Annotated in this window: 16 protein-coding genes; 7 read left to right on the forward strand and 9 right to left on the reverse strand. The window is 72.8% G+C overall.

Annotated elements, in window-relative coordinates:
- From MKK60_RS18795 to MKK60_RS18805, 3 genes are all read right to left on the reverse strand, one after another.
- Positions 1–3276, reverse strand: a 3276-nt coding sequence (locus MKK60_RS18795; RefSeq protein WP_409567424.1) for a helicase-related protein, incomplete at its 3' end; no start/stop codon positions are given.
- Positions 3277–3415: 139 nt separating this feature from the next.
- Positions 3416–3751, reverse strand: a complete 336-nt coding sequence (locus MKK60_RS18800; protein WP_243988148.1) for a hypothetical protein — start codon at positions 3749–3751, stop codon at positions 3416–3418.
- Positions 3752–3753: 2 nt separating this feature from the next.
- On the reverse strand, positions 3754–4632 hold the full coding sequence (locus MKK60_RS18805; protein WP_243988149.1) for a DUF3108 domain-containing protein: 879 nt from the start codon (positions 4630–4632) through the stop codon (positions 3754–3756).
- Between the two features lie 468 nt (positions 4633–5100).
- On the opposite strand from MKK60_RS18805, the gene rpmB reads away from it, so the two are divergent.
- Together rpmB and MKK60_RS18815 are read left to right on the forward strand one after the other, a co-directional pair.
- Entirely contained in the window at positions 5101–5412 is a 312-nt protein-coding gene (rpmB, locus tag MKK60_RS18810) for a 50S ribosomal protein L28 (protein ID WP_147728548.1), read from the forward strand.
- 28 nt (positions 5413–5440) lie between these two features.
- The gene (locus tag MKK60_RS18815; RefSeq protein WP_243988150.1) at positions 5441–6202 is read left to right on the forward strand and encodes a TraX family protein; all 762 of its coding nucleotides are present in this window, start codon (positions 5441–5443) and stop codon (positions 6200–6202) included.
- 4 nt (positions 6203–6206) lie between these two features.
- On the opposite strand, the gene cobT is transcribed toward MKK60_RS18815, so the two are convergent.
- From cobT to MKK60_RS18835, 4 genes are all read right to left on the reverse strand, one after another.
- Positions 6207–8108, reverse strand: a complete 1902-nt coding sequence (gene cobT, locus MKK60_RS18820; RefSeq protein ID WP_243988151.1) for a cobaltochelatase subunit CobT — start codon at positions 8106–8108, stop codon at positions 6207–6209.
- A 5-nt stretch (positions 8109–8113) separates the two neighbouring features.
- Positions 8114–8611, reverse strand: a complete 498-nt coding sequence (locus tag MKK60_RS18825; protein ID WP_243933877.1) for a DUF29 domain-containing protein — start codon at positions 8609–8611, stop codon at positions 8114–8116.
- Between the two features lie 18 nt (positions 8612–8629).
- The gene (cobS, locus tag MKK60_RS18830) at positions 8630–9613 is read right to left on the reverse strand and encodes a cobaltochelatase subunit CobS (protein WP_243988152.1); all 984 of its coding nucleotides are present in this window, start codon (positions 9611–9613) and stop codon (positions 8630–8632) included.
- 262 nt (positions 9614–9875) lie between these two features.
- A complete protein-coding gene (locus MKK60_RS18835) occupies positions 9876–10538 on the reverse strand; it encodes a J domain-containing protein (RefSeq protein WP_147860001.1) in 663 nt (220 codons plus the stop codon).
- Positions 10539–10668: 130 nt separating this feature from the next.
- Between MKK60_RS18835 and MKK60_RS18840 the strand changes: the two genes are divergently transcribed.
- Together MKK60_RS18840 and arfB are read left to right on the forward strand one after the other, a co-directional pair.
- Positions 10669–10953 (forward strand): BolA family protein, encoded by a 285-nt coding sequence (locus MKK60_RS18840; RefSeq protein ID WP_147729557.1) that lies wholly within the window; start codon positions 10669–10671, stop codon positions 10951–10953.
- Between the two features lie 18 nt (positions 10954–10971).
- Complete coding sequence (arfB, locus tag MKK60_RS18845; RefSeq protein ID WP_147729556.1) at positions 10972–11391, forward strand: alternative ribosome rescue aminoacyl-tRNA hydrolase ArfB; 420 nt, start codon at positions 10972–10974, stop codon at positions 11389–11391.
- 48 nt (positions 11392–11439) lie between these two features.
- On the opposite strand, the gene MKK60_RS18850 is transcribed toward arfB, so the two are convergent.
- Positions 11440–12207: a YoaK family protein gene (locus MKK60_RS18850; protein WP_147729555.1), complete on the reverse strand. Its 768-nt coding sequence runs from the start codon at positions 12205–12207 to the stop codon at positions 11440–11442.
- 178 nt (positions 12208–12385) lie between these two features.
- The gene (locus MKK60_RS18855; RefSeq protein ID WP_243951483.1) at positions 12386–13333 is read right to left on the reverse strand and encodes a class I SAM-dependent DNA methyltransferase; all 948 of its coding nucleotides are present in this window, start codon (positions 13331–13333) and stop codon (positions 12386–12388) included.
- A gap of 77 nt (positions 13334–13410) precedes the next feature.
- On the opposite strand from MKK60_RS18855, the gene MKK60_RS18860 reads away from it, so the two are divergent.
- The 3 genes from MKK60_RS18860 to MKK60_RS18870 are packed head-to-tail and all read left to right on the forward strand — an operon-like array spanning position 13411 to position 16675.
- A complete protein-coding gene (locus MKK60_RS18860; RefSeq protein WP_243988153.1) occupies positions 13411–14463 on the forward strand; it encodes a ligase-associated DNA damage response exonuclease in 1053 nt (350 codons plus the stop codon).
- A complete protein-coding gene (locus tag MKK60_RS18865; protein ID WP_243988154.1) occupies positions 14460–16211 on the forward strand; it encodes a cisplatin damage response ATP-dependent DNA ligase in 1752 nt (583 codons plus the stop codon). The genes MKK60_RS18860 and MKK60_RS18865 overlap by 4 nt, the downstream gene beginning before the upstream one ends.
- Entirely contained in the window at positions 16208–16675 is a 468-nt protein-coding gene (locus tag MKK60_RS18870; RefSeq protein ID WP_147843099.1) for a secondary thiamine-phosphate synthase enzyme YjbQ, read from the forward strand. The genes MKK60_RS18865 and MKK60_RS18870 overlap by 4 nt, the downstream gene beginning before the upstream one ends.
- Positions 16676–16794 lie beyond the last annotated feature (119 nt).

Genomic DNA, 16794 nt, shown 5'->3' on the forward strand with positions numbered 1-16794 from the left:
GGCCGCGACCTTGGCGCACGGCGGCGCGGGGTCCGTCCCCCGCTCGCGCGGCCGGGGCCGCGCCTCCGCCCTGGGGCCGCCCTGGCCCGGCTCGTCGCGCCGGTCGGGTCGGGCCCCGGGCTCGAAGCGCTCGCGGCGCGGGCCGTCGTGGCGGCGCGGACCCTCCGGGCCGCCGCCCTCGGGCCGGGGTCCGTCCGGCCGCGGCGGCCGGTCGCGGCCCTCGGCCGCATGGGGGCGCGGCCGGTCGCGACCGCCGTCCCGGCGCGGCTCGCCCTCGCGGCGCTCGCCCTGGGGCGCGCCCGGGGCGCCGTCGCGGCCGCGGCCGGCACCGCGCGGGCGGTTCGGGCGCGGGTTGGCCTGGCGCTGGTGACGCTGCAGCGTCCACACCTCGATGGTCGCCGGCTCCTCGGCGACGGTGTCGGCGAGAAGCTCGGACGCGGCCTCGGCGGGAATCGCGTCGGCCGCCGGCGCGACGGCACCCTCGCCGACCGTCGGGGCCTCGGCCGTAGCCGCCTCGGTCGCCGGCGCCTCGGCGGGCTCGGCCGCCGTCGCCTCGACGCCTGCCTCGTCCGTCGCCGGCTCGGCGACGGCGTCCTCGGCGGGCACTGCTTCCGCAACCGGCTCCTCGGCGGCAGGCGTCGCCTCGGGCTCGTGCGTTGCCTCGGGCGCGTCGCCGTGGACGGCCTCCGCATCCGGCGCGTTCGGCTCCGCCGGCTCCGAGACGGCCTCCGAGGTCGCCGCGTCGGCGGGCGCGTCCTCGGCGACTTCGGTCTCGGAGGTCGCCTCGGGCTTGGCTTCCGCGGCGGGGGCGGGCTGGACCGGCGTCGTCGACGCGGCGGGCAGCAGCGGCACCGTGATCGCGGGGCCGGGCCGGGTCTCGGCGGCGTAGCCCAGCGAGGTCAGGATCGAGGCGAAGTCCTCGCCCGAGCAGCCGACCAGCGAGGTCATGCCGACGGTGGCGACGAACCCGTCCTTGTCCGCGGTGCCGGGGGGCGGCGCGCCGGGCGTGGTGCCGGGGCGGTAGGCGACCGCGGGGCGGATCAGGTCGGCGAGCCGCTCGAGGATGTCCACGCGCACGGCGCGCCCGCCGCAGACGCGGAAGCCGGCGGCGCGATAGAGCCCCTTGGCGATCTCGGGATCGACCTTGATCGAGGTGCGGCCGGAGCCGGCGAGATGCCCGATCTCGTCGAGGCCGCGCTGCTCGAGGCCGCCGTTCTGCAGGGCCCAGAGCTGGGCGGCCAGCGTCCGCGGCGCCGGCTTGAGCAGGGCCGGCAGGAACAGGTGGTAGGCGCCGAAGCGGACGCCGTGCCGGCGCAGCGCGCCGCGGCCGTCCTGGTCGAGCGTGCGCATCTCCTGCGCCACGCGGGCGCGCTCCAGCACGCCGAGCGCCTCGACGACCTGGAAGCCGATGCCCTTGGCGAGGCCCGCGAGGTCGGCGGCGGTCTCGATCTCGATCAGCGGGCCGAGCAGGCGCGTCACGTGCGCCTTCAGCCAGGCGTCGAGGCGCGCCACCACCTTCTCGCGGGCGGGGCCGGCGAGCGCCTCGTCGGCAAGCAGGCGGATCTGGGGCGCGAAGATCTTGTCGCCGGGGGCGAGCTTGGCCACCGGCGCGCCGGTCCAGCGGATCACGCCGTCGTGGCTCAGCACCAGCGAGGCGTCGGCGGCTGCGGCGAAGCGCTCGGCGCGGGCCTCGATCTCGCCGGCGAGGCCCTTCTCGGCGGCGCTGCGGAGCGTCTTGGCCTCGTGGCCCTCGGCGCTGGCATCGGGCACGAACAGGAAGCCGTGGAGGTGGCCGACATGTTGACCCTCGACGGTCACGTCACCGTCGGGGGTAATCTGGGCTTCGAGCATCGTGTTCTCTCTCAGGCGCCGCATCAGGACGCTGGTGCGCCGATCGACGAAGCGGCTCGCGAGGCGTTCGTGCAGGGCGTCGGACAGCCTGTCCTCTACCCGACGCGTCTCGCCCTGCCAATGTTCCGGATCGCGAAGCCAATCGGGGCGGTTGGCGACGAAGGTCCAGGTGCGCCCGTGGGCGATCCGGCGCGACAGGGTCTCGATGTCGCCGTCGGTGCGGTCGATCATCGCCACCTGCTCGGCGAACCAGGTGTCGGGGATGCGACCGGCCATGCCCTTCATCAGGAAGCGGTAGAGCTCGGCCACGAGGTCGGCATGCACCTGCGGGTGGACCTTGCGGTAGTCCGGCACGCCGCAGACGTCCCACAGGCGGCGCACCGCGGACTGGCTCCGCGACAGGTCGCGGATGTCGTCCTCCTTCATCAGGATCTCGAGGGCCTGCTGGTCCTCGCCCATCGGCGCCCGCGTCAGGCCCTGCTCGCTCGGATGCACGTCGAGGCTCGCCTGCAGCGCCTCGAGGGAGCCGTAGTCGAGGTCCGGGTTGCGCCATTGCAGGATGCGCAAGGGGTCGAAATCGTGGTTCTCCAGCCGCTCGATCATCTCGGGCTCGAACGGGCGGCAGCGCCCGGTCGAGCCGAAGGTGCCGTCCGAGAGGTGGCGCCCGGCGCGGCCCGCGATCTGCCCGAGCTCGGCGGGCGTCAGCTTGCGGAAGCGGGTCCCGTCGTACTTCCAGGTGGCGGCGAAGGCGACGTGGTCGACGTCGAGGTTGAGGCCCATCCCGACGGCGTCGGTGGCGACGAGATAGTCGACGTCGCCGGACTGGTAGAGCTCGACCTGCGCGTTGCGGGTGCGCGGCGAGAGCGCGCCGAGCACCACGGCGGCGCCGCCGCGCTGGCGCCGGATCAGCTCGGCGATGGCGTAGACCTCCTCGGCCGAGAACGCGACGATCGCGGTGCGCCGCGGCATCCGCCCGAGCTTCTTCTCGCCGGCATAGGTCAGCGTCGACAGGCGCGGGCGCGTGGTGGTGTGGACGTTGGGGATCAGCGCCTGCACCAGAGGCAGGATCGTCGAGGAGCCGATCAGCAGGGTCTCCTCGCGGCCGCGCTGGTTCAGCAGGCGGTCGGTGAAGACGTGGCCGCGGTCCATGTCGGCGGAGAGCTGGATCTCGTCGATCGCCACGAAGGCGACGTCGAGGTCGCGCGGCATCGCCTCGATGGTGGAGATCCAGTAGCGCGGCCGGTCCGGCTTGATCTTCTCCTCGCCGGTGACCAGCGCGACCTTGTCGACGCCGACGCGGGCCACGACCCGCAGGTAGACCTCGCGGGCGAGCAGCCGCAGCGGCAGGCCGATCATCCCGGTGGGATGGGCCAGCATGCGCTCGATCGCCAGGTGCGTCTTGCCGGTGTTGGTCGGCCCCAGCACCGCCGTGACCCCGCGCGCGCGGGCCGAGGGCGGAAGGGAGCGGCGGTGCTGGAGGATCGGAGCAATCCCTTCGGCGCTGGGAGCCGCACGGCGCGGGACGCCGGGTGGCGACGGGCCCCGCCCCGGAAGGGCGAGATCGTCAGTCGGCCGACGGCCGGCGCCGGAACGAGCGCTCATATGGGGCGCTTCCGGGCGCTCCGCCAAGGCCGTAAGCCGATCCGTCGCGATCCGGGATGCCGTAGAGCTCGATCCGCGTCGGCGGCTGCCCGGTCTCGATGTCGGCGCAGAGCGTGTCCGGCACGGCGGTGAGCGGCCCGCGCCGCCGTCCGCGACCCTCCGTCACCTCGGCCGAGGAGTAGGCGTTTCCGCCGCAGGGGCTGGCACCGGCCTCCAGCGGCGCGGCCGCGGCCGGGCGCGGCCCGGATGCGGGCAGCGCGAAGGCCGCCAGGATCGTCGCGAGCGCGGCGCCGCGCATCCTCAGCGGCTCGCGAGGCTGCCGGTCGTGGCCGGCGCCTCGGCGGTGGCCGTGCCGCGCACCCAGCGGGTCGCCTCGATGATGTTGGTGCCCACCGTGGTGCGCACCGAGATGCGCATCGGCACCAGCATCCGCGTGCCCTCGACCGGCGCGAGCCAGACCGACATGTCGCGGTTCTCCTCCATGAAGCGCACCCCGGGCCGGTCCGGCCGGTGGCCGGCGACCGCCTGGTAGCGGGCGTTGCAGACCAGCACCGGGCCGGAATAGCCCGGCTTCTCCACCGCCCGGGTCTCGCCGTAGCTCAGGACCACGTTGAAGCGGGTCGCGCCGTCGAAGACCGGCAGCGTGCGGTTGCAATTGTCCGGGTTGGTCAGGTCGCCGGAGGCCTGGGCCGGCATCAGCAGGGCGCTGGCCGGGTCCATGATCCGGCGCTTGTTGGCGGGCGTCACCGGCACGCGGTCGTCCATGTCGACCAGCGGCGGCGTGACCTCGGACTGGGTGACGTTGCCGTGGGCGAGCGCCATGCGCACGGCGATCCCCGAATTGGCGGTCCGCGTCGCGATCGAGAAGGTGTTGGGCTGCGGCGCGGCGGCGATGATCCCGGCGGAGCGGGCCGAGCCCTGACCGCCGGTGATCGCGCCGACGAGACCGGTCAGCGTCGCCGAGACGTCGACGCGGTACTTCGCGTTCTCGAAGGTGCCGGCGAGCCGCGCGGTGCCGATCGACAGGCCGGCGAGCGCGATGCCGTAATCGACGGCGATGCTGGCGGGCGCGGCCTTGCGCTCCCGCGCCTCGGCCGGCGAGAGGGCGCCGGCGCCGAGGGCGGCGGCGAGAACGAGGCGCATCAGTGGGAAGGCGCTGCGGTGGGGGCGGGCGCTCATGGTCCGAATCGCATCCTCACGAGGTCGTCCGGGCACCGGCCCCGACGACGCGGAGCCCCGGGGCTGCCCAGGCGACGGTTATCCGAGCCGCATGGTTAACAGGCCGTTCCGCGCGCGCCCAGGGCTCCTGGCTGCCGGGCCGGCGGGTCGCCGCAGGGCCGAGGCGGCGTCGCCCGCGCAAGCCTTCCCGCCTCCGCGCTTGGACCCTCGGCCGTTCCGTGCTCATATCGACCGGGCGACGGCACGCGCCGCGACGCCGGCGGCGTCGTGCGCGTCCGCACGCGCCCCCAATCCGGGCGCCCGGTCGGGTTTTGCCTTGACGGTCCCGGGCCGTCTCGCCTATAGGCCGCCACTCAGACACGACTGCGCGAGACCTGGAACGACGTTCGGGTGGGGCCGCGCAGGCGGCGCATCCGGCCCGGGAGGGCGGGTCCGCATCGCCCAGGAACGAGACAGGATAGCGTTATCATGGCACGCCGCTGCGAACTCACCGGCAAGGCCGTTCAGGTCGGCCACCTCGTGAGCCATTCGAACCGCAAGACGAAGTGCCGGTTCCTGCCGAACCTCTGCAACGTCACGCTGACCTCGGACGCGCTGAACCGCCGCGTGCGCCTGCGCGTCACCGCGCACGCGCTCCGCTCGGTCGAGCACCGCGGCGGCCTCGACGCCTTCCTCGTGAAGGCGCACGAGGTCGAGCTGTCGCAGACGGCCAAGCTCCTCAAGCGCGAGATCCACAAGAAGCTCGGCGAGACCGCGGCTCCGGACGCCGTCGCTGCCTGAAGCGGTCGCCTCCGGGCGATGTGAGATCATGAACCGCCGCATGGACCCCCATGCCGGCGGTTTTTTCGTGCCCGCCGCGTCGTTCGCCGGCGCGCCCCTCGATGCGATCAAGGGGGCCGCCGCCGTGCTGATGGTCGGCGACCACGTCGACACCATCCTGCTCGACGGCCACGCCGTCGCCCTGTGGCGGCTCGGGCGGATCGCCTTCCCGCTGTTCTGCGTGGTGTCCGTGCTGCACATCCTGCGCGGCGCCGATCCCGGCCGCTACGGGCTGGCGCTGCTCGCCCTCGCGGTGCCGACGCAGGCGATCTACGCCGCCGCCTTCCCCTTCGGCACGACCGAGGGGTCGATCCTGTTCACCCTGGCGGCGGGCATCGCGTTTGCGACCGCGCTCGAGAGGGGACGCCCTCAGCTACGCCACGCGGCCCTGGCGCTCGGCCTCGCCGTGGTGTTCCTCGCCCCCGCGCTCGCCAAGACGGCGGTGGATTTCGGCCTGGCCGGCATCCTGCTGCCGGCGGCGATCCTTCTCGCGCTCCGCGAACCGCGCGCCTACGGCGCCTGGCTCGTCGCCGCGATCGTCGGGCTGAACTGGCACGGCTGGCACCCGCGGGGCGAGGCCGCGTCCCTCTCGGCTCTCGCCGACGCCGCGACGATCGGCGTCGGCGTCCCGCTGGTCCTGCTCGCCGCCCTCCGGCTACGCGGCCGACTGCGCTTCCTGCCGCCCTACGCGCTGCAGGCGTTCTACCCGGGGCACCTCGCCGTGCTGATCGCCCTGCGGGCGCTGGCCTGAGGCGTCAGCGGAGGCGTCCGCCGGCGGCGCGCATCGGGGCGCGGCCGCCGGCATCCTCCTCGAACAGCTCGGCGAGCTTTTCCGTCATCGCGCCGCCGAGCTCCTCGGCGTCGATGATCGTGACTGCGCGACGGTAGTAGCGGGTCACGTCGTGGCCGATGCCGATGGCCAGCAGCTCCACCGGCGAGCGCTGCTCGATCTCCTCGATCATCCAGCGCAGGTGGCGCTCGAGATAGTTGCCGGCGTTGACCGACAGCGTCGAGTCGTCGACCGGCGCGCCGTCCGAGATCACCATCATGATCTTGCGCTGCTCGGGCCGGGCCAGGATGCGCTTGTGCGCCCAGTCCAGCGCCTCGCCGTCGATGTTCTCCTTGAGCAGGCCCTCGCGCATCATCAGCCCGAGATTCTTGCGCGCCCGGCGCCAGGGCGCGTCGGCGCTCTTGTAGACGATGTGGCGCAGGTCGTTGAGGCGGCCCGGCGCGTTCGGCTTGCCGGCGGCGAGCCACGCCTCGCGCGACTGGCCGCCCTTCCAGGCGCGGGTGGTGAAGCCCAGGATCTCGACCTTCACGCCGCAGCGCTCGAGGGTGCGGGCCAGGATGTCGGCGCAGGTCGCGGCGACGGTGATCGGGCGCCCCCGCATCGAGCCGGAATTGTCGAGCAGCAGCGTCACCACGGTGTCGCGGAAGTTCGTGTCCTTCTCCTGCTTGAAGGACAGCGGCTGGAACGGGTCGATGACCACGCGCACCAGGCGCGCCGGGTCGATCTGGCCCTCTTCGAGGTCGAAGTCCCAGGCGCGGTTCTGCTGCGCCAGCAGCCGGCGCTGGAGGCGGTTGGCCAGCCGCCCGACCACGCCCTGGAGATGCGACAGCTGCTTGTCGAGGTAGCTGCGCAGCCGCGCCAGCTCCTCGGCGTCGCACAGGTCCTCGGCGTGGATCACCTCGTCGAACCTCGGATTGAACACCCGGTAGTCCGGCCCGCGCAGCTCGTTGGCGACCTTCGACGGCGGCCGCCAGGATTCGGAGGCCTCCTCGGATTCCGCGTCCTCGGATTCCTCGGGAAGCTCGCCGGACGGCGCGTCGGCCGCCTCCTGCGCGCCTTCCTCGATGTCGTCGGAGGCCTCCTCCGAGGTCTCGACCTCGGCGCGGTCGCCCTGGCTCTGCTCCTCGGCATCGCCCTCGCTCGGGGTCTGCTCGTCGTCCTGGGCCTCGTTCTCGTCGTCGTTCTCGTCGTCCTCGGGGTCGAACGGGGTCTCGTCGGCCATGTCGAGGGAGGAGAGCAGCTCGCGCACCGAGCGGCCGAACCCGCGCTGATCCTCGATCGAGCCGATCAGCCCGTCGAGGTTCGGGCCGGCCTTGTCCTCGATGTGCGCGCGCCACAGCTCGACGATGCGCTTGGCGGCCTCCGGCGGCTTCTGGCCGGTCAGGCGCTCGCGCACCATCAGCGCGACGGCATCCTCCATCGGCGCGTCGGCGCGGTCGGTGATGGTCTCGTACTTGCCGCCGCGGTGGTAGCGGTCCTCTAGCATCGCGGAGATGTTGGTGGCGACGCCCGACATCCGCCGCGAGCCGATCGCCTCGACGCGGGCCTGCTCGACCGCGTCGAACACCGCGCGCGCCGCGGAATTCTCGGGCGCGAGCCGGCGGTGGACGGCGATGTCGTGGCAGCCCAGGCGCAGGGCCATGGCGTCGGCGTTGCCGCGGAGCACCGCGACGTCCCCGACCGTGAGCTTGCGCGGCGGCTCGGGCAGGCGCGCCTTGTCGCCGGTCAGCGCCGGCCGGTCGGTGGCGTAGGTGACCTCGACCTCGGAGCGCTTGGCGATGGCGCGCAGGCACCCGGCGACCGAGCGCTTCAGGGGCTCGGCGACCGGCTCGCGGCGCTCGCCCGGCTTGCGGTTGGAGATGGACATGGGTGCTACCGGTCGGCGTCGAGTTCGAAGGGGCGGTTCAGGATGTCGTCCCAGGCGTAGGGATTGTCGGTGGGGAGGGTCTCGAGCGAGCGACGCATCTCGCGCGCAGCCCGAAGCCTGCCGGTCCGGAATCCGTCGGTGACCGCCTCCGCGATGCGCGACTTCAGGCCGGGGTTCTTGCGCAACTGCCTCTCGATCCGCAGGCGCTGCTCCGCGATGGTCAACGCCCAGCTCCTGCTCCGGCGTTCCGGCTGGAAGTCCCACTTCAGGGCATGGGCGAGCAGGACCTCGATCGCGCTCTCTAGCTTATCGTACTGCTCCGAACCCACGTCGCTCAGTTCCTCAGCGATGTTGTCGAGATCGAGAACCTCGACCCGGCCAGCGCGAAGGTGGGCCACTTGCTCCTGCACCCACGTGTAGAGGTCAGCTTCGTGGCGCGTACCCGCGCGCGGCGACGCGAAGCCGGCTGGCTCCGTCTCCGGGCCCGAAGCAACCTGCGCCATCGATTCCTCCATCGTCGATCAGCTCAGCGCGACGTTCATCGCGCTCTCGGGCAGCTCCTTGCCGAAGGCGCGCTGGTAGAACTCGGCGACCAGCGTCCGCTCCAGCTCGTCGCACTTGTTGAGGAAGGTGACCCGGAAGGCGAAGCCGATGTCGCGGAAGATGTCGGCGTTTTCGGCCCAGGTGATCACCGTGCGCGGGCTCATCACCGTCGAGAGGTCGCCGTTCATGAAGGCGTTGCGGGTCAGGTCGGCGACGCGGACCATGCGGCTGACGATGTCGCGGCCGGGGTCGCCCTTGTAGTGCAGCGCCTTCGACAGCACGATGTCGACCTCGCGGTCGTGCGGCAGGTAGTTCAGGGTGGTGACGATCGACCAGCGGTCCATCTGGCCCTGGTTGATCTGCTGGGTGCCGTGATAGAGGCCCGAGGTGTCGCCGAGGCCCACCGTGTTGGCGGTGGCGAACAGCCGGAAGGCCGGGTGCGGGCGGATGACCCGCTTCTGGTCGAGCAGCGTCAGGCGGCCGGAGAGCTCCAGCACGCGCTGGATCACGAACATCACGTCGGGCCGTCCGGCATCGTACTCGTCGAAGACCAGCGCGACGTTGTTCTGCAGCGCCCAGGGCAGGATCCCGTCCTGGAAGGCGGTGATCTGCTTGCCGTCCTGCAGCACGATCGCGTCCTTGCCGACGAGGTCGATGCGCGAGACGTGGCTGTCGAGGTTGATCCGCACGCAGGGCCAGTTCAGCCGGGCGGCGACCTGCTCGATATGGGTCGACTTGCCGGTGCCGTGATAGCCGGTGACCATGACGCGGCGGTTGCGCGCGAAGCCCGCCAGGATCGCCAGCGTCGTCTCGCGGTCGAAGATGTAGTCCACATCGAGATCCGGCACGTGCTCGCTGGTCTCGGAGAACGCGGGAACCTCGAGGTCGATGTCGATGCCGAAGGTGGCGCGGACGGAGACGGTGCGGTCGGGGAGCATGGCGGGCTTGTCGTCAGAGAGCATACGGAACCTCGTAGGGGCGGTCTTCCGAAGGGCATCGGATCGAAAGCCGCGCGGAACTTGTCTCGGGCCTCGCCTCGCCGGCCAGTCGCTGCCGGGATGCAGGCCCTTCCTTAAACGTCGTCGCGCCGGGGCGCCACAGACGGGCCGGATCGGGTGCAAGACCCCCATATAGGCCTGCAATCGAAAATTGCCGGTCGTCCGCGCGCGAAAGCCGCCGACGACGGCGCGACGGTCGACTTTGCATCGATCGTGCCGAGCCGCCTCAGCAGAGCCCGGCCGCGCGCAGCACGTCGTGCGCCCGGATGATGTCGCGCAGGCGCTCCTCGAACGAGCGGTCGCCGCCGTTGGCGTCGGGGTGGAAGCGCTTCACCAGGGACTTGTACTGCGCCTTGATCGCGGCGGTGTCGGCGCCTTCCTCGAGGCCGAGCACGTCGAGCGCCCGGCGCACGGTCGCCGAAAGCTTCGGGCGCGCGGGCTCGGCCGGGGCCTGCCGCCCGCGGGCGCCGCCGACGCCCTCGGCGCGCAGCACGCCGAGCGGGTCGACATAGGCCCAGTCGCGCGGCGGCGCGTCGGCCGCCTTGGCGCTCGCCGGGCGGTTGACGCCCATCGCCCAGGTCGGGCGGTGGCCGATGATCGCGTCCTTCTGGAAGGCCTGGACGGCGTCGTCGTTCATGCCGTCGAAATAGTTGTACGTGGCGTTGTAGGCCTTCACGTGGTCGATGCAGAAGTTCCAGTACTGCCCTTCGGCGCGGCGGCCCTTGGGCGCGCGGAACAGGCCCGCATGGGTGCAGCCCTCCGCCTCGCAGGTGCCGGCGGGCTTGCCGCTCGCGGTCTTCCCGCCGGCGGTCTTGCCGGCCGCGGTCTTCGGCTCGTCGCAGGTGCGCCGGATGCGGATGCTGTCGAACAGGGGCGAGTTGAGATCCATGACGGGGCGATTATGAGGGGGCGGACCCGAGACACAAGGGCGCCGGGCCTGATGACGCATGCGGGCGAACGGGCTTGACGGCCCGACCGCTTGGTGACGCGGCTGTTCGGGTGAGACGAGGGACGGGCGGATGACCGAGACAGCGACGCTGCGGGACTGGATCGAGGGTAAGCTGGCAGCGGAACTCGCGCCCGCGCGCCTCTCGGTGGTGGACGAATCCCACCTGCATGCCGGCCATTCCGGCGCGCGGCCGGGGGGCGAGACGCACTTTCGCATCGATGTGGTCTCGGCCGCCTTCGAGGGGAAGAGCCGCGTCGACCGTCACCGCGTCGTTAACGCGCTGATGGCCGAAGCGTTCGCGCGCGGCCTCCATGCGCTGGCCGTGAAGGCGCGCACCCCGGCGGAAGCCGGCTGAGCCGGAAGGGAGGGGGCCGTGGCCCTGGTCTGCACGCCCCAGATCGCCATCGACGAGGCGGAGCTGCACGAGACCTTCGTGCGGGCGTCGGGTCCCGGCGGCCAGAACGTCAACAAGCTCTCGACCGCGGTGCAGCTGCGCTTCGACGTGCGCCGCTCCGCTGCCCTCCCGGACGCGGTCGCGGTGCGGCTGATGCGGCTCGCCGGACGCCGGCTCACCGCCGACGGCGTCCTGGTGATCAGCGCCCAGCAGTTCCGCACGCAGGAGCGCAACCGCGCCGATGCCCGCGAGCGGCTGGCCAAGCTCGTCGCCGAAGCCGCGGTGCCCCCGGTGCCGCGCCGGGCCACGCGCCCGACCCTCGCCTCGAAGAAGCGCCGGCTCGAGGCCAAGACCCAGCGCGGCGCGACCAAGCGCCTGCGTGGGGCGCCGGTGGATTGAGCGTTTCTATCCTCCCCCCGCAGAGGGGGGGAGGGGAAGAGAGGGCGATCAGTGGATCGCGTCGATCGCCTTCGCGTCGGGGCTGGCGTCGGGGGCCGGCGAGGAGCCGGCGACCAGCGTGCTGCCGGGCTTGGCGATCGTCAGGATCACCGCGACCACGGCGAGCAGGGCGGCGAGCGCCGCCGGGAACAGGAAGGCGGTCTCGCCGTAGCGGATCTGCAGCAGGCCGCCGACGACCGCGCCGGAGGAGAGCCCGGCCCAGAGCGGCGCCTGGATCCAGAACGAGGACGCGACCGTCCCGAGGATCAGGTTGGCCATGCCGGTGCCGAAGCGGACCACCGCGCCGGTGACGTAGGTGAGCGCGATGCTGCGGCCGCCCTCGTCCTGAAGGATCGCGTTCTGCAGGCCGAGCGCCAGCACGATCGGGTAGGCGTGCAGCGGGAAGGCGAAGGTGCCCCAGGGCATCAGCAGGCCGAGCGCCAGCAGCGCGGCCTCGATCGTCAGCAGCACCGAGAGTCGCCAGCGGCCGACCCAGGCGGCGATCAGCGTCCCGAGGAAGGCGCCGAAGCAGAACACCAGGATCACCGTGACGACGCGGGCGGTGTTCTCCCAGTCGGCGTTGGCGACGGCGACGCCGAAGCGGGTGGTGTTGCCGGACATGAACGACATGAACAGCTGCGAGAACTCGAGGAAGCCGATCGAGTCCGTCGCGCCGGCCAGGAACGCGAGCACGATCGCGAGCGGGATGCGGGTCGCCGCGCTCGCCGGGAAGGCCTTGTCCGGCGGATCGCCGGGAGCGGTCTTCTCGTTCACCATGGAATGCCTCGCAAGCGTCGTGGGTCGCGCCCGCGCCCCCGCAGGAAGGCGCAGATCGTTGAACGGGTCTTGGCGGAATCGCCGGCTATAAAGGGTCGAGCACGGCCAAGGTTCAACCTGCTCATCACGGCGGCGTGTTTTTCCTCACGTTGCTGTGCGGCGCAGGGATTAAACTGCGTCACGTCTCGGGTTTGACTGCGATCACCGTTCGGCCGGGAACGTCGTGGCCGCGCTCGCGCCGGACCGCCGCCGGGCGGAGCGCGAGGTCGGCGAGGCCGGCCTGGGCCGCGGCCTTCGCGATGCAGGCGTCGGCGTGGGCGTAGCGCCCGTCCGGCCCGAGCACGACGCCGGCGCCGTCGTGCGACTGCACCGTGAAGGCGACGCGCCCGCCCGGGCGCAGCACCCGCGCGATCCCGGCGAGAACGCCCTCGAGCGCGCCGACGTAGATGAAGACGTCGGCCGCGACGCAGAGGTCGGCGGAGGCCGCCGGCGCATCCGCTAGGAACCCGTCGATCCCCGCCTCGACGAGACGGGCATAGATGCCCTTCCGCCGGGCAAGCGCCAGCATCGCCGGCGCGAGGTCGACGCCGGTGAGCCGTTCGACGCGGGGGCCGAGCGCGGCGCCCATCAGGCCGGTGCCGCAGCCGAGATCGATCGCGTCGCGGTATCGCCGGGGGCCGTCCGCATCGAGTGCCGCGCAGAGCAGCGCCGGGCCGCAATAGCCCAGGCCCTCCACGAGGTGGCGCTCGAAGCGTCCGGCATAGCCGTCGAACAGCGCGCGCAGATAGGCCGGCGACAGGACCGGCAGCGCCGCGTCGCCACCGAGGCGCGCGAGGTGGACGAGCATGCCGAGCGTGTCCTCGGGGTCGAGGTCGCGGGCGGTCTCGTAGGCGCGCAACGCCGCCTGGAACAGGCCCGGCTCGGCGGTGCCGGCCGCGGCCCCGGCGGCGTAGCGCGCCTCGCGGGCCCGCCCGAGCAGGACCCAGGCGGCGGCGAAGCGCGGGGCGCGCTCGAGCGCCTGCTCCGCCATCTCGGCGGCGCCGACGCAATCGCCCTCGGCCAGGCACGCCTCGGCATAGGCGAAGCGGCGGTCGGCCAGCAGGTCGCCGGAGCCGGTCTGGGACATGGTGGGGATCGATCCGGGTCTCGTCGGGACGACGCCCTATATCACCCCCGATCCCATCCACCGTCACCACGGGACCGATGACGCTTCGCGCCGGCGACCTTCTCACCCTCACCCGCGAGGGGCTGTACTGCCCGCTCGGGCGCTTCCACGTCGACCCGACCTGGCCGGTCGAGCGGGCGCTGATCAGCCACGGCCATGCCGACCACGCCCGGGCCGGCCACGACAGCGTGCTGGCCACCGGCGAGACCCTGCGCATCATGGCGGTGCGCTACGGCGAGGACTTCTGCCGTGCGCGCCAGGAGGCGGCGCTCGGCGCGCCGATCCGCATCGGCGACGTGACGGTGCGGTTCGCCCCCGCCGGCCACGTGCTCGGCTCGGCGCAGATCGCGATCGAGGCCGGGGGCGTGCGCGTCGTGGTGTCGGGCGACTACAAGCGCGCGCGCGACCCGACCTGCCTGCCGTTCGAGGTGGTGCCGTGCGACGTGTTCATCACCGAGGCGACCTTCGGCCTGCCGGTGTTCCGCATGCCCGACACCGCGGCGGAGGTGCGCAAGCTCCTCGATTCCGTGGCGCTGTTCCCCGAGCGCGCCCACATCGTCGGCGCCTACGCGCTCGGCAAGGCGCAGCGGGTGATGATGCTGCTGCGCGAGGCCGGCTACGACCGGCCGATCCACCTGCACGGGGCGATGGAGAAGCTGACCGAGCTGTACAAGCGCGAGGGCTTCGCGCTCGGCGAGACCCCCAAGGTGGCGGCGGCCGACCGGGCGAGCCTGAAGGGGGCCATCGTGCTGTGCCCGCCCTCGTCGATCCAGGACGTGTGGTCGCGAAAATTCCCCGATCCCGTCACGAGCTTCGCCTCGGGCTGGATGCGAGTGCGGGCCCGCGCCCGCCAGAAGGGCGTCGAGCTGCCGCTGGTGATCTCCGACCACGCCGACTGGCCGGATCTCTGCCGCACCATCCGCGAGACGGGGGCCGGCGAGGTCTGGGTGACGCACGGGCAGGAGGACGCGCTGGTGCACTGGTGCGGAAGCCAAGGGATCAAGGCCAAGCCGCTGCACATGCTGGGCTACGGCGACGACGGCGAGGCCGAGCCGGCCGCCGGGGACGCAGCCGAAGAGGCCGCCGCGTGAACGAGTTCGCCGAGCTCCTCGACCGCCTGGCCTACGAGCCGCGCCGCAACGCCAAGCTGCGGCTGCTGCAGGATTACTTCGCCCGCACGCCCGACCCGGAGCGCGGCTACGCGCTCGCGGCGATGACCGGCACCCTGAGCTTTCGCGAGGCCAAGCCCGCGCTGATCCGCGGCCTCGTCGAGGCCCGGATCGACCCGGTGCTGTTCCGGCTCTCGCACAACTACGTCGGCGACCTCGCCGAGACGACCGCGCTGATCTGGCCGGGGCCCGCCGCGGACGCGGCGCCAGCCCCCTCTCCCGAGCGGGAGGGGGGGCCGGTCGGCGCGCCCGGCCCCGGCCACAACAACCCGCCCCCGCACGTGCCGACGCTCGCCGAGGTGGTCGAGACCCTGTCCACCATCCGCAAGGCCGACCTGCCCGGCCACCTGGCGACCTGGCTCGACGCGCTGGACGAGACCGGGCGCTGGGCGCTCCTGAAGCTCGTGACCGGGAACCTGCGCGTCGGCGTCTCGGCCCGGCTCGCCAAGACCGCGGTCGGCGCGCTCGGCGGCCACGAGGCGGACGCGGTCGAGGAGGTCTGGCACGGGCTCAAGGCGCCCTTCGAGACCCTGTTCGCCTGGGCGGAGGGGCGCGGCCCGCGGCCCGAGACCCTGAACCCGGCCCCGTTCCGGCCGCCGATGCTGTCGCACCCGATCGAGGAGGAGACCGACTTCGACAAGCTCGCCCCGGCCGACTTCTCCGGCGAGTGGAAGTGGGACGGCATCCGCGTTCAGCTCGTCGGCGGGCGCGACGCGGCGGGCGGGCAGGTGGCGCGGATCTACTCGCGCACCGGCGAGGACATCTCCGGCGCCTTTCCCGACCTCGCCGAGGCCGTCACCTTCACCGGCACGCTGGACGGCGAGCTGCTGATCCTGCGCGAGGGCCGCGTGCAGAGCTTCAACGTCCTGCAGCAGCGCCTCAACCGCAAGGCGGTGACGGGCAAGCTGATGGAGGAGTTCCCGGCCCATGTGCGCGCCTACGACCTGCTGACCGCCGACGGCGAAGACCTGCGGGCCCTCGGCTTCGTGGAGCGGCGCGCCCGGCTGGAGGCGTTCGTGGCGACGCTCGACCACGCCCGCATCGACGTGTCGCCGCTGGTGCCGTTCGCGACCTGGGACGATCTCGCGGCGGCGCGGGCCGACCCGGCCGCGGTCGGGGCGGGCGACGACGCCGACGCGATCGAGGGCGTGATGCTCAAGCGCCGCGACAGCCCGTACCTGCCCGGCCGCCCCAAGGGCCCGTGGTGGAAGTGGAAGCGCGAGCCGCATCTGGTCGACGCGGTGATGATGTACGCCCAGCGCGGGCACGGGAAGCGCTCGTCGTTCTACTCCGACTACACGTTCGGGGTGTGGCGGGACGGCGCGGGCGGCCCCGAGCTGGTGCCGGTGGGCAAGGCCTATCACGGCTTCACCGACGCCGAGCTGGCCAAGCTCGACCGCTACGTCCGCAACCACACGGTCAAGCGCTTCGGCCCGGTGCGCGAGGTCGGCTACGGGATGGAGGGCGGATTGGTGCTGGAGATCGCCTTCGAGGGCGTGCAACGCTCGACCCGGCACAAGTCGGGCGTCGCGATGCGATTCCCCCGCGTCAGCCGCATCCGCTGGGACAAGCCGGCGGCCGAGGCCGACCGGATCGATCTTCTGGAACGCATCCTGTCGCGGGGCGAGCGCGAGACGATGCCGGGCACGACCCTGGAGACGACGGAATGAAGCGCGGCACGGTGGGACCCGTCGAGACCCTGTTTTCGGGCGAGATCCGGCGGCAGGCCGGCGCGCGGCTGACGATCGCGACGCCGGGTCCGGGCTTCACCGAGTTCACGGACGCGGTTGCCGCCTTCGTGCGCGGCAGCGGCGTCCGCGACGGCGTCGCCACGGTGTTCTGCCGGCACACCTCGGCCTCGCTGACCATCCAGGAGAACGCCGACCCCGACGTGCAGGCCGACCTGATGACGGCGCTGGACGGTCTCGCCCCGCGCCACGTCGCCTACGTCCACGGCGCGGAAGGGCCGGACGACATGCCCGCCCACATCCGCACGATGGTCACCGATTCCGCGCTGACGATTCCCGTTCTGGACGGCCGCCTCGCCCTCGGCACCTGGCAGGGCGTGTACCTGATCGAGCACCGCGACCGGCCGCACCGCCGAGAGATCGTCCTGGTGGTGGCGGGGGCTTGAGGGCGGATCGCCCCGCGCGTCCGTCTGTTCGTGCGGGGATGACCGTGCCCGCTCCGTCATTCCGGGCTCTGCTTCGCAGTCCCGGAATGACGGCGTGGGTGTGATGCCGATCGCAAGCG

This window comes from Methylobacterium sp. J-092, from assembly GCF_022829325.1.
Classification (GTDB): domain Bacteria; phylum Pseudomonadota; class Alphaproteobacteria; order Rhizobiales; family Beijerinckiaceae; genus Methylobacterium.